Raw genomic sequence first — 12,903 nt, 5'->3', positions numbered from 1 at the left:
AGGCGCAGCAGTTCGGGCCGCTGTGGGAGCTCGCCGAAGGGCTGGACGCCCTGCCGCGCGGAATCGCCATGCACCCGTGCGGGGTGATCCTCTCCAACGTGAGCCTCCTGGACCGGCTGCCGGTACAGCCCACACCCGGCGGCGAATACCCGATGCTCCAGGCGGACAAAGAGGACGTAGAGGACATGGGCCTGCTCAAGCTCGATGTCCTGGGGGTCCGGATGCAGTCCGCCATGGCCCACGCGGTGAAGGAGATCCGCCGCACGACCGGCCGTGCGATCGACCTGGACAACGCCGACCACGTCCCGCTCGACGACCGGTTCGCTTTCGCGCTCATCCAGAACTCGGACACGGTCGGGATGTTCCAGCTCGAGTCGCCCGGCCAGCAAGATCTCGTCGGCCGGCTCCAGCCCCGCGGCCCGCAGGACGTGATCGCGGACATCTCGCTGTTCCGCCCGGGCCCCGTCCAGGGCGGCATGCCTGCGCTCTTCATCGCCGCCCGTCACGGCGCCGCACCCGTCTACCCGCACCCCGACCTGGAACCGGTCCTGCGCGACACGTACGGCGTGACGATCTGGCACGAACAAATCATCGACATCCTGGCGGTCATGACGGGCTGCGACCGCGCGCTGGCCGAAGTGGCCCGCCGCGCGCTCAGCGATGAGCAGCGCCTGGTGAAGGTCGAGGGCTGGTTCCGGCAGCTCGCCGGGGCCCGCGGCTACAGCCCGACCGTGCTGGACGACGTCTGGGAGATCGTCTCGTCGTTCGGGGCCTACGGATTTTGCCGGGCGCACGCGGTGGCGTTCGCCGTGCCGGCGCTGCAGTCCGCGTGGCTCAAGGCCCATCACCCCGCCGCGCTGTACGCGGGGCTGTTGGAGCACGACCCGGGTATGTGGCCGGCCCGGGTGATCGTCGCTGACGCCCGCCGCCATGACGTCCCCGTTCTGCCCGTCGACGTCAACCTGTCGCAGCCCCAGTACACGGTCGAGCGGACCGCATCCGGCTGGGGCGTGCGGATCTCCCTCGCGTCGGTGCACGGCATCTCGGACGACGAGGTCGCGAGAATCACCGAGGGCCAGCCCTTCACCTCCCTGCAGGACTTCTACGCCCGTGCTCACCCCAAGCTCCCTACCGTCGAGCGGCTCATCCGCATCGGCGCCCTCGACCCGCTCAAGGGGGAGTCGTCGCGGCGGGACCTGCTTCTGCAGGCGACCGAGCTCCACCGCCAGACCCGCAGCCGGCCGGGCGTCGGCCAGCTGCAGCTGGACACCCCGCTCGATGCCGCCGGCCCGTCCGGGCTGCGGGAGATGACCGCCCGCGAGCGGCTGGAGGCGGAGCTCGGCGTCCTGAAGATCGACGTTTCGCGGCATCTGATGGAGGACCACCATCGGCTGCTGCGCGAGATCGGCGCCACCGACGCCAAGCACCTGCGTGCGATGCATCCCGGACAGCTTGTCCTGGTCGCCGGCGTCCGAGCCTCCACCCAGACTCCGCCGATCGCGTCCGGGAAGCGCATCATCTTCGTCACCCTCGAAGACGGCTCCGGCCTCGTCGACCTCGCCTTCTTCGAGGACTCCCACGAGCGGTGCGCGCACACGGTCTTCCATCACGGCCTACTCCTGGTCAGGGGCAAGATCGAAGCCCGCGGACCAAGGCGCACCGTGGTCGGCGAGATGGCCTGGGACCTCGATGAGCTCGCCGCCGCCCGCGCCACCCACGGGCCGCAAGCCGTCCTTGACCTCCTGGGCCAGCCCCCCGCGCCCACCCCCGCCCAGGCCGGCCCGTCGCGGACGATGCCCGTCGGCACCGCGGGTGCTCTCATGCACCCCTGGAGCGACCTTCAGCCCGCCGGAAGCCGATCAGCCGACCTCACCCGCTTCGGGCACAAGAGCCAAGGGAGCGCCGGATGACCCCTGCCAGGAACCTGCGGCCGCGCGCGATTCTGCGGCTCCACTTCCATCCCGTGGAGCGCAACGATGAGCTGTACGGCCACCTGCTCACCGTGCTGGACGGCATCAGCCCCCGCATCGAGCCGCTGCCCGCCGACTGGTCCGCCTACGTCGACCTCACCGGCGCCCTCACCTTCTGGGACCGCGATGTCGAAGGCCTCATTGCCGTGATCCGCCTGCGCCTGCTCGCGCTCCACGGCGTCCAGAGCTCAGCCGGCGCCGGTCCCACGCGCGGTATCGCGGCGATGGCCGCGGACGCCACCCCGCCCGGATCCGCCACGGTGGTCGCCGACGACCCGTACGAGATCGCTGCGTTCCTCCGCCCGAAGTCGGCCGCCGCACTGCCCGGCATCGGCCCCAAGACGGCCCGCACCCTCGCCCGCTACGGCATCACCACCGTCGGCGACATCGCCGACACCCCGCTCACCACGCTCCAGCGAATCCTCGGCACAGGACCGGCCCGGCAAGCCCACGACTTCGCCCACGGCCGCGACGAGCGCCCCGTCGTCCCGGGCGCCGCCCCCAAGACCATGAGCGCCGGACACCGGTTCGACGGCGACGAGCTCAACCCTGACCGGCACCACCGCACAGTCCTCGGCCTGGTCCAGGAGCTCGGCGCCCGGCTGCGCACGGCCGACGAGATCACCCAGGCCCTCACGCTCACCGTCACCTACGCCGACCGCACCCAGACCACCCGCACCCGCAGCCTCACCGAACCGACCGCCCACACCCCCGCCCTGGCGGCCGCCGCCCGCGACCTCCTCGCCGGCCTCGGTCTCCAACGCGCCCGGGTCCGCGCGCTCGCCCTACGAGCGGAACGCCTTCGCCCCGCCGAGTACGCCGTCCACCAGCTCACGCTCGACGATCGCGACGAAAAACTTCTCCGCCTCGAGGCTGCCCTCGACAGGGCGCGCCGTCGCTACGGTCCCGGCATCGCAGGGGCCGCATCGACCTTCGGGTGAGTGCCTGTTCCTCAACGCCAAGCCTGCGGTTAGCGTCACCAGGAGGCGTCACGCGGTGACGCCTCCTGAACGCGATCGTCGGCGCCATGCCCGCGTCCGGCAGCGAGGTGAGCAGTACACGCTGTCAGATCGTTTCGTCTTCCCGAACGGGGTGTCCGCGGCATACCAGGTGCTGCCGCACTCCGGACACGTGAAGCGGGGCCAGGGATGGCGACGACCTTCGAGCACTGCTTGGAGGGCTGCCCCGCCGGCGTCGATTGCCTCGCGGCGAGCCTTCATCGTGCGCCAGGCTCTCGTTCTGCACGTCGCTGAGCAGTACCGACGGCTCTTCCTGGGCCCGTCGGGAAGAGCCGTTCCGCACTGACGGCAGCGGGGGGCCTTCCTGGTCACCACGCCTCCAGGGTGCCCTTCGGCACCGGGCTCTGACCATCGCCCTCGCCGCAGCCGTTCGGCGAACGGTCACGGTGACTGTTAGCCGAACGGCAGACCGGCGCGGCCGGATAGACGAAAAGGCGTCCTGACCAGCCCCGGACGGGGTTTAGGAACAGGCACTGATCTTGTCTTTTATGGTCCGAGTCGGTTTCGTTCAGTGATGCTCTCGGGCCGGACAGGGCGCACGAGCCGGGCTGTGCGCGCCCGCTGTGGTCCGCGCGGGGCGCCGGACCTGCTGGGCCCGTCGACGGTCCGGACGCCCTCGAGGGCAAGACGTTCACCCGGCGCGGGCCCCGGGTGAAGGGAACCTGGATCAACGAGCACCCCCACACCCGGCGCGGGCGGACCCGAGGCCAGGCACAGGGCAGGCCGCGGCAGGCACAGGAGGCGGGACCGCCGGACACAGGACGGGACGGCCATCAGGGGCGAGGGGACGGCCGCCGGGAGGCGGCGGAACTTCCGTTCGCCAAACAACCTCTTTGACGCGAACAGTGGCAAAACGGCGCAGAGTTCCACTAATAAGCAGAATCACTCGCATATCGTGCGAAGTGCCACAGCCGAGTGGTCCGCCATGGCTTTACCACGCCGACACTGCAGGCCCACAACTTGCCGACTGGGAACCAGAGCTGGGAGTCCGATGGCCGATCAATCCCCTCACCCTTCCCTCGGTCCCGCCGCCGAGGGACCAGAAGGCGCTGCGCTTCGCACCAAAGCGTGCCTAACGTACATCTGCGCCCACATGCAGGAGATCCGGGAGGATCTGGGGGGCAATCAAACGGATGTCATGGGAGATCCGCCTCTTCTGATCGATCTGCGGCAGGCGCTCGTTGCTGGCCAGCAGTGTGGTCCAGCCCTGGAGGCGATTCACCAAGCCCTGCGCGACGCTGGCGACGCGCTTGGCCTTTACGGCAGGGTCCAACCCAGTGATCGCGGGCTGGTGCCAGACGGCGTCGACACCGCGAAGCCGCCCCCCTCCCACGAGGTCGTCTATCTGTGCCCGGTCGACCAGTGCTCGCGCTACAGCTGGCCTCAACCCGGCTCACCCCCGCGCTGTGCGATCAGCGGTCAGGCCCTACGTGAAGATCGCCTGTAGCGATGGGCGACTTCCTGAGTGCTCTCGGCGAGAAGCTCGCTGAACGCTGGCTGACTTTGCTCGTCCTGCCCGGCGCTCTCTACATTGCCGCTGTCGTCGCCGCGCCGACCCTTGGCCATGCGCACCCCCTAGATGCCAGTCGGCTAACACACCAGATCGCGCTGTGGGCGAAGTCTCCGACGGTCACAACTGTCAGCGGTCAGATCATTCTTCTTGCTGCCATCCTGGTCAGCGCTGCGGCCGCCGGCCTTGCGGCGCAAGCTCTGGGCCGCATCATGGAGATCCTCACCCTGGCCGCCGATTGGCGGGCCTGGTGGCCCGGCTGGGTGAGCGACATCGTCGGGTGGTGTGTAAAGAAGCGGTGCGAACGCTGGGACTCTGCCAACGTCGCATATCAGGCCGCGCGAACGGCTGCCGCAGATGCACGAGTCCATGGCACCCTTGTGGATCGCGCAGCACGAGACGCCGCCTACCGCGAACTCGCGCGCATCGCCCAGATTCGTCCAGACCGTCCGACCTGGAGCGGCGACCGTATCCACTCAGTTTCCATTCGCCTGCGTGACGAGCTCGGCCTGGACCTGGCGTGGGCTTGGCCGTCGCTCTGGCTCACCTTGGAGGAGCAGGTCCGTACCGAGATCACCAGCGCCCGGACCAGTCTGACGCGCGCCACAACCCTGGCAGGTTGGGCCGTGCTCTACGCGCCACTGACCGGCTGGTGGTGGCCTGCAATCGTGGTCACCGCCACCCTCGCTGTAACGGCTTGGCGCCAGACCCGAACCGCAGCCGACACTTACGCCCAGCTCATCGACGCTGCCACCCGTCTGCATATCCTCGATCTCGCGAAGCAGCTCGACCTGCCCCACAATGGCCCCGCAACTCCCGAGATCGGCAGTACCATCACCGCTCACCTGACGCCGCCCTAGCCACCACCAGCCGCGCCCTCGACATAGCACCCGAACGGTGATGTCCCGATTATGGCGTTGCATCAGGAATGAAGCAATCGCAATGATCACGAATATCACCTGCCCGTCACAGATCGCCTTTCCCTGGGGAACTCAGGCGCCAGCGTGGATGTAGGCGGCCCATAGTGACGGAAGATTGGGGCACTCGTCGCGAAGTGCTCGTATGGCATGATGCAGAGCCTCGGCGGCGCGATTAGGCTCCACTTCCGCGCCGCTGGTGCGTATGTAGTCGTAGAACGACTCCGCGATGGCGATAGCAGTAGGGTCGTAGATTTCCCAGAGAGCAGCTACAACGTGTGGAAATCCCGCGAGCTGGAAGGCCGCGGCCAAATGGACGGCTTCGTCATACAGTTCAGCGCCGTGGAAAGCAGTACGGCAGGCGGATAGGTAGGCCAATCGGGCTCGTTCTAGTCGAACAGGCGCGAGACTCGCAATGGTCAGAGGAGCGGTAGCGTGGTCATGCAGAAGTAGATAACTGCGGGAAGGATCGGCTGTGTCATGAGCGCCATGGCAAGCAAAGTGTGCGATCGCGCAGTGCGGCAACTCGCCAAGTACCGCAGACAGGGTCGGAGCCTCGGAGGGGGACTCGTCCGCGCTATCGGCCGAGTAGGAGTCAGGCTCTACCAGCAGAACTGGAGAGGGAAGGCGACCAGCCAGCAGAACTGCTTCTGTGGCTGCGTATGGCAGGGCCCGTTGGCCAGGAGTGGTGGGCATGGCGACCACAAGCGACCGGGCATCACCAGTAGTGGCTGGAGCCTGGGAGGCAGTTGTGTATTGCTGCCGAGCATAGTCCAGGGCGCGTATGGTCGGAGTATAGGAGGAAACGACCCGGTCCATAACCGATTGCCCAGCAAATCCAGGACCATGGTGCCCCGCTGCATGCAAGGGCAACAGACCAAGAAGACCACCAGTTGCCCACCACACCTGCGGCCAGTCCCCCGAGGGCGGGCCACTATAGCCGAGAGCATCAAGAACCGGTTCAGCCGCCGCTTCCCACAACCAGACAAGGATCTCGCGGACCACGCCTTGGGCCCGCTTGCGATCAGAGAATGAGGCACTGGCGTCGCCAGTCTCGCCTAGCGCCTCATGGAAAGACCTGACCTGACCCTTCAACGTATTGATGTCGAGGAGAGGAAGATTGACGGAAGTAATTCCGCTAGCGCCCATCAGTAGCGCGTCACTTCGGAAGGAGCTGACGCTAAAGGAAACTACTGGACCAGAAGCGGCCTGGGGAAGCAATTCCTCCATATCAGGCATCCGAGCGAAAGACTCAAACCCGGGTAGACTACGGATCTCTTCGAGAACGTCAGAGAAATTTCCGACTACGACATGACGATCTATGCCAGCATCCGGCGGCAGGTCAAGCAGATCGCGCAACTCAACGTATCGCTGTGCAAGCTGCGGCCGCCGCTCCCGCAAATCGGTGATGTCACTGCGAACATCCAATGCCTGACTGAGCAGCACCGCACGCCCAGTTTCCAAGAGTCTCAGAGCACGCGCAGGGCGTTGGGATTCAGGGATTTGAGTGTCCGACAAGGCCAAGGCCGCTGCGTCTGACGCCAGCCCCGCAAATAGGCCGAGTGTGTAATGCTGATCTCCAGACTCGATCCTCGGCGAGGCAACCTCGGGCAGCAACCTGACTGCGGTCTCCAGCACCTCAGACATCTCATGAGGATCCCGCTGCGCATTCAACATAGCGGCAGCCTGAGCTGCCTGAATACGGGTCTTCGGCCTCGCACGCTCCACATTTGCCGCTGATACGTACTGTGACGCGGCATCCTGGAGGTCGGCAACCGCACCCTGGCTCTTATGCCGTACCTCCAGCGCAGTCCCGAGGTTGAAGAGAAGAGCGGCAGAGTCCGGATCTTCGGCAGGGACCAACCGTGTTGCGGTCCGCAGCACAGAGACTGCCTTTTCGAGATCTTCAGGGTCCCCAAAGTGCTCGAACCGGATCCTGAGCGCTAGCCCAATGTTCGAGAGAATATTGGCTGCCTGGAACGCGTCAGCAGTGCGAAGCTCCAGCGCTCGGTGCAATAGATTGATCGCCTGATCGAGGTCTTTTTTTTCCTCGCGCTGCCCAAACCGGTACAGCAGGGAGGTTCCGAGGTTCGTCGAGTTGAGGGTTCGGTAGCCCGAGTCGGAAGGAGCGGAATCCAGTAGCTCGCGTCCGGTCTCTATCGCGTCGTCGAGGTCCTCCGGGGCCGAATAGCGCGCGAACCGAAGTCCCAACATCGTCTCGAGAGCAGACAAGTGCGCGAGTCGTTTTGGGGCTTCGGCAGGGGTTGCCGACAGGGCTGCCCGAATCAATCCGATCGCCTCGTCTAGGTCTCGCCTTCCCCCCATGCGCACGTGCCGAACACTAAGCAAATAGGCAAGATCGGAGATTATTTCCGCATTCCGGTCAGGATCCTCAGGGATCGTGGCACCCACCGCTTCCGCTGCTCGAAGGGAAGTGATGGCATCGTCAATGTCGCGCCAATTTCCGAATCGCTCAAGACGTGTTCGCCGAAGGTGCCCGAGATTGGCAAGTATATTAGTAGTGCGATTGCTATCTTGGGGCGCGGACGCGTCTACTTCTGCCGCCAAGCGAAGCACGGTGATCGCATCGTCAAGATCCTGCCGTTCCCCGAATTCCTCGAACCGGATCCCCAGCATCGCCCCGAAATTGGACAGACGCAAAGCACGGTCGGGGTCTTGGGATCCCGTCGCATCCACCGCTGCCCGATCGGCCTGAATCGCATCTTCAAGATCCTGCCGTTGCCCAAGGCGCGCAAAGCGAGATCTCAACGCAAAGCCCAGGTTCGACTGAACGGCGGGATAAGCGGGATTCACCTCAGGAATGGCATCGGCCATGCGACGCCACAATCCAACCGCCGTATCATGCGCCTCCGGATCGGAGGATTCCTCTGCCCGGCGTATCAGATCGATTGCGGCGGGTGCTGCCCGCGCCGCCAACGCGGGCAAGAGTTCCTTAGGCATTGGAGCCGTTTCCTCGGGATGGCTCACGAAGATGGGGGTGAGCATCTCGAGCGCAGCGTTGCGGTCCTGCACATCATCGCCTGGTGGCAACGCCTCGGATCTGTAGTAGTGCATCCAACCCAGCAGGTACCGGATGTCTATGGAGACTCGAACGCTTATATTTGGGCTGGCGAGGAGCGCAGTCAGCTCAGCGACCTGCTCCACGGCCCTGGGTTCGAGTACAAGAGATAGATCTTCGCGACCAGTAAGGCGCCGTAGCCGGCTCCACACTTCAGCGGACAACTCTTCCCACTGCTCCATCACGGCTCCTCGGGCTTAGCCCGGGCAAATGGACGCGCGCACTTGGCCCCTCACCCACTCCCGAGGGCCATGCCTAAATGAGCCAGCTGGGGCGCGGCACCGCACGTCAAGTTGTTTGGAGTCTCATTTCAGTGTGCTAGACGCTCTCTCATCCTGCCTCCCGGCCCTTGGGACCCAGAGGCATTCTGCGCCTTGACGGTTACCCGTCCTGGCTGCAGGGCTGATTCATAACCCTGTTGATCATGTGGTGTTGCTGGTCAGGACAGGCCGATGAGGTCGAGCGGGCGGGTGTGGGACCGGTAGGAGAGGTGCCGTAGGCCGGCGGCGATGTTGGGGTGGCCGGTGCTGATCGCGAAGTCGCGGAGGGTGGCCATGTTGGCCGGTCCGTGGCTGGTGCGGATCTTCGAGGTGTCCTCGACGTTTTACGGTTTTGCCCACGTCGTAGCGGGTGGCGGGCCGTCGGTTCTTCGAGCCGAGGGGTCGTCCGGAGCCGGGTCGTGTGGGTTTGGGCGCGCGGGCCGGGCAGGTTAGGTGCGGGCGGAGGTTTCTGAACCCGCCGCGGACCCGGGCGGGGGTGAGCTGGCCGGGCTCGGCCAGCTTCTCCCAGGGATGGCGGAGGTCGGCGGCGGCCCGGCGGAGGAGGCGGAGTTGGGTGTGGGCGGCCATGACCAGCCACGTCCAGCGGTCGCCGGTCTCGGGAGTCCGGAGCTTCGGACGGGTCCAGCCCAGGGGCTGCTTCATCAGCCGAAACGTGTGCTCCACGTCGAATCTCCTCAGGAACGCCTGCCAGCGAACGTCGACGTCCTCGCCGCTCAGGCCGGTCGCGGATGACCACAGCCAGAGCGGGAGCGGGTCGCCTCCGCCGGGCAGGTGGTCTACCTCCAAGCGGATCAACGTGCCCTCGATGATGGGGAGTTCGCCGGTGTGGTCGATCCACGCGGAGCGGGTGGTCGGGCGGGGGTGGATGCGGTCCCAGGCCATCGCACGGGCGGTTCCGTACCGGTCGGTGACCTGCACGGTTGCCGCGTCCGGCTCGCCCCAGGTGTCAGGCTTGGCGAAGCGGAACTCCTTGCCGTGCTTTGGGGGCCGCCCGCCCTGCGGTGGGGAGATCCATGCCACAGGGACGGGCTTGCGCATGACCCGGCCCGAACGCATCCGGCCGAGGACCTCCACCGGCAGGCCGGCCAGGAGGTGGGCCATGCGCGGGGCGTCGTACCCGGCGTCGAACACGACCAGGATGTCGCGGTCTCCGATGTGCCAGCGGCCCATGTCGATCAGGTCCTCGACCACGCGGCGGACCTGCGCGGCAGTGACCTCGGCGACGTCGTCCTCGGGCCCGACGCGGACGGCGTCCAGCAACTGACACCAGGAAGTCCGGCCCGTCTCCAAGGCCGCGACGAACTAGTATGGCCAGCCGGGGATGAGCTGGTCGGAGGAGCGGCCGTTGCGGCCGTAGACATGGCAGAACAGACGGTCGGCGCTGGTCGGCGCGTCCGGTCGGAGCCAGTGACTGATGTCGACGGCGAGGACCAGGCGCCCGTCGGCGGCCTGCGGCATCGGCAGGCCGGCCAGCACCTGCCGTAGCCGGGGCACATCGACCTTCCCGCGGTTCAACGCGTCGTACATCGCGCCGTGCCCCCGCCGGTGCTCAGCCACCAGCGTCAGGTCCACCGGTGAGGTCACCGGACCGTCCGCGCAGAGCAACGCGTCCACGAGCTCGAACAGTTCGTCCACGCGTGCGGTCAGGCAGTCGAATAGGTCGTCCCGGAAGCGTGACGCCTTCGCGAACGCGTCCCCTGGACCGGCATCAGGCAGCAGACTCACCTTCACTGTCTTCGTCTTGATCGGGTGCACCTTGGTCGGGGCACATGATCAGACGAAGGCCGCCCCACCGTCCGGCGAACACCCAGGTGAGCGACCCAGTTCGACAAGCTCACGGGACAAGGAGGACGTGGATGACCCTCGCAAGCCTGCGCGCCTCTTCCACCAGATGCCCGTCCCTGGCCGCGGCTGCTCGGGCGGCGTCACCCTGGGCGCTCAACTCGGCGATGGCCCGATGCCAACTGCTGCTCACCGGCCGCCCCCTGTGTCCCCGGTCTGGTGTCGCCCTGAGGTTACCCGCACGGTCCGACACAGCAATCTCCCCGGCCAGGACCACCGGCCGGGGAGCTCGTAACCGCAGGGGTCAGGCCGCCACTGCGTGACCGGAGTCAGCCTGCTGCTGGTGGCGGGACCAGTTCAGGTCGACGTGGGTGGCACCCTCGCGGACCAGGATGGGTCCGTGCGTCCTCTCCAGCCGGCGGTACTCGTTGCCGCCCGAGTTCGGGTTCTTGTAGCCGGCCCACTTGCCCAAGTCGGCTTGTGTCAAAGCCACACCCGCGGCCTGGTGGGCGATATAGATGCGCTCGGCCCGCTGCCGCTGGGACAGGTTCGGCGGCAGCACCGACAGGTCGATCTCGATACTCACCCGCTCTCGTGCATCCTCCTCTGCGTCCTCGTCCGGCGGGGTGTCGTGCTCCGGGTCCGGCTCGTCCTGGTCCAGGTCGGCCGTCTCGTCACCAGGCAGCAGCTCGTCCTCGTCAGCCTGCTTCGCGGGCTCGCCCACCTTGGAAGCCTCGACAGGGTCTGCCGCGCCCTCCCGCGACACCGGCTCAGCCTCGCCCGGCTGGCCTTCGGGCGCACGCTTCGCGGCGAGGTCGCCGGATTCCGGCGCACAACCCATGCCCTCGGGCTCCGGCTCCGGTTCGGGCACGGCCGCAGCCGCAGGCTCGGCCACCGGCCTAGGCTCAGGCTCCGGTTCGGGTGCCGCCGCTGCTGTAGGCGCTGCCGCCGGCTCGGGGGCCGGGCGCGGCTCAGGCACTGCGGCGGGCGCCGGGGCCGCCGGTGCGGGTTCCTGCGGTACGGCTCCGGGTTCGGTCTCCGCGGCCGCCGGCGGCGCCGTCACGGCGACCGCTGTGGGCGCAGGTTGCTCGGCCTTCTGGGCGGCAGGCTGCGCGGGACCGGCGGTCCGGGCGTTCATGGGCGCCGTGGTGACGGCCGAGGGCGCGGCGGTCTCGGCCCGCTGCACGGTCACCTCTGCCGTGGCGGGCGCAGCCGCCGACGGGCGGGGGCGCTGGGAGCCGATCACGCGGACATTGTCGACGGTCGCCAGGAGCTCGGCCCGCCACGCCTTCCACATCTTCACCGGCGCGCCGATCGGCCAGGGCAGCCACAGCAGCAGGCTGTAGCTGCGGTCGCGGTCGGCCTTGCGGCGCTTCTGCCGGCCCATGATCACTTGCTCGATCTTGAAGAGCAGCATCTCGAGCAGCACCGCGTACACCAGCGGGGGGACCATCGCGAGGAAGGCGGAGCCGGCACCCGCCTCGGGGGCGTGGAGCAGGTTCATCGCCGCTGACGCGGAGACGAACCCGAGCAGCAGGATCCGCGTGATCGCGCTAGAGCGCAGGGTCAGGGCCTCGAAGAAGCGGATCAGGCTGAGGCTGAGCGCGCCGGCGTCCAGGAGCAGCGCGAACCCTGTCGCGGCATCCCAGTCGCCGCCGTTGTGGGCGTGGGCGTACTCGCGCTGCGCCCCGAAGGAAAGCCAGGCGGCGATGCCGGCGAGGACGAACATCATCAGGCAGCCGATGCCGAGCGCGATCACGGCGAGGCGGCGCTGCCAGGCGTTGCGGCGCTGGAGGGCGAGCGCGGCGCGTTCCTCGGTGGTGGCGTTCTGCTCGGCGGCTCTTCGGCGGTTGCCCAGCACCAGGGCGACGGTCGTCGCGGCCCCGATCCCGGCCACGGCAAGACCCGCGGACAGCGCCCACTGGAAGGTGGTCATCGGCAGCTCCCTTCCCTGGAGCGGGCCGCCTGGGTTGCGGGCCCGGCGGGCGGGACGGCGGCGTGCTGGCGGCGGCGGCTCATGTGCGTCGTCTCCTTCGTCGGATGGTCGGCCGAAGAGGCCCCTCGCTCTCTACAGGTGTGGTCGAGCGCTGCGGTGTGACACCGGAGGTCGGTGAATTTCGGGCGGGTCGTGGTCATGAGGCCGCGGACCCCAAAGTGGGCTTGATCCTCTCGCCCTTGAGGAGCGTGCGCAGCAGGCCACGGGTCTCGGGCGAGGAGTCGACGCCCTCCTCGGCGTTGATCCGGGCCAGTTGGGCGGCGGCGCGCTCCAGGCCCTCGCGGTCGCCCATCTCGTGGCAGATCGTGAAGAGGTCCCGGTAGAGCTACTCGCTCTGGGAGTCCACGAG

At 67.5% G+C, this 12,903-nt stretch carries 7 protein-coding genes and 2 pseudogenes; 4 read left to right on the top strand and 5 right to left on the bottom strand.

What is annotated here, in order from left to right:
• The 4 genes and pseudogenes from ABZ281_RS16380 to ABZ281_RS16365 all read left to right on the top strand — a co-directional run.
• A pseudogene (locus tag ABZ281_RS16380) lies at positions 1 to 1,910 on the top strand (DNA polymerase III subunit alpha); the annotation flags it as partial.
• The gene (locus ABZ281_RS16375; protein WP_356656024.1) at positions 1,907 to 2,911 is read left to right on the top strand and encodes a helix-hairpin-helix domain-containing protein; all 1,005 of its coding nucleotides are present in this window, start codon (positions 1,907 to 1,909) and stop codon (positions 2,909 to 2,911) included. The pseudogene ABZ281_RS16380 and the gene ABZ281_RS16375, both read left to right, overlap by 4 nt.
• Positions 2,912 to 4,082: 1,171 nt before the next feature.
• Positions 4,083 to 4,436: a hypothetical protein gene (locus tag ABZ281_RS16370; protein WP_356656022.1), complete on the top strand. Its 354-nt coding sequence runs from the start codon at positions 4,083 to 4,085 to the stop codon at positions 4,434 to 4,436.
• Positions 4,437 to 4,438: 2 nt separating this feature from the next.
• The gene (locus ABZ281_RS16365) at positions 4,439 to 5,359 is read left to right on the top strand and encodes a hypothetical protein (protein WP_356656020.1); all 921 of its coding nucleotides are present in this window, start codon (positions 4,439 to 4,441) and stop codon (positions 5,357 to 5,359) included.
• 132 nt (positions 5,360 to 5,491) lie between these two features.
• Here ABZ281_RS16365 and ABZ281_RS16360 read toward each other — a convergent pair whose 3' ends face one another.
• The 5 genes and pseudogenes from ABZ281_RS16360 to ABZ281_RS16340 all read right to left on the bottom strand — a co-directional run bounded on the left by ABZ281_RS16360 (position 5,492) and on the right by ABZ281_RS16340 (position 12,846).
• Positions 5,492 to 8,677 (bottom strand): CHAT domain-containing protein, encoded by a 3,186-nt coding sequence (locus tag ABZ281_RS16360; protein ID WP_356656018.1) that lies wholly within the window; start codon positions 8,675 to 8,677, stop codon positions 5,492 to 5,494.
• A gap of 417 nt (positions 8,678 to 9,094) precedes the next feature.
• Positions 9,095 to 10,501 (bottom strand): annotated as a pseudogene (locus ABZ281_RS16355) (NF041680 family putative transposase); the annotation flags it as partial.
• Between the two features lie 109 nt (positions 10,502 to 10,610).
• Positions 10,611 to 10,751, bottom strand: a complete 141-nt coding sequence (locus tag ABZ281_RS16350) for a hypothetical protein (protein WP_356656016.1) — start codon at positions 10,749 to 10,751, stop codon at positions 10,611 to 10,613.
• A gap of 111 nt (positions 10,752 to 10,862) precedes the next feature.
• A complete protein-coding gene (locus tag ABZ281_RS16345) occupies positions 10,863 to 12,494 on the bottom strand; it encodes a DUF2637 domain-containing protein (RefSeq protein ID WP_356656014.1) in 1,632 nt (543 codons plus the stop codon).
• Between the two features lie 196 nt (positions 12,495 to 12,690).
• Positions 12,691 to 12,846, bottom strand: coding sequence for a hypothetical protein (locus ABZ281_RS16340; RefSeq protein ID WP_356656012.1), 156 nt, complete (start codon positions 12,844 to 12,846; stop codon positions 12,691 to 12,693).
• Positions 12,847 to 12,903 lie beyond the last annotated feature (57 nt).

The sequence above is a fragment of the Streptomyces sp. NPDC006265 genome, assembly GCF_040613555.1.
Taxonomy (GTDB): Bacteria; Actinomycetota; Actinomycetes; order Streptomycetales; family Streptomycetaceae; genus Streptomyces.
The sequence above is the reverse complement of the archived record's forward strand: the minus strand, read 5'-3'. Positions and strand labels throughout refer to the sequence as shown.

What these genes read in the sequence shown, in the direction of transcription:
- ABZ281_RS16365 (WP_356656020.1), top strand. Translation starts at nt 4,439, where the DNA reads ATGGGCGACTTCCTGAGTGCTCTCGGCGAGAAGCTCGCTGAACGCTGG.
- ABZ281_RS16360 (WP_356656018.1), bottom strand. Translation starts at nt 8,677, where the DNA reads ATGGAGCAGTGGGAAGAGTTGTCCGCTGAAGTGTGGAGCCGGCTACGG.
- ABZ281_RS16375 (WP_356656024.1), top strand. Translation starts at nt 1,907, where the DNA reads ATGACCCCTGCCAGGAACCTGCGGCCGCGCGCGATTCTGCGGCTCCAC.
- ABZ281_RS16370 (WP_356656022.1), top strand. Translation starts at nt 4,083, where the DNA reads ATGCAGGAGATCCGGGAGGATCTGGGGGGCAATCAAACGGATGTCATG.
- ABZ281_RS16345 (WP_356656014.1), bottom strand. Translation starts at nt 12,494, where the DNA reads ATGACCACCTTCCAGTGGGCGCTGTCCGCGGGTCTTGCCGTGGCCGGG.
- ABZ281_RS16340 (WP_356656012.1), bottom strand. Translation starts at nt 12,846, where the DNA reads ATGGGCGACCGCGAGGGCCTGGAGCGCGCCGCCGCCCAACTGGCCCGG.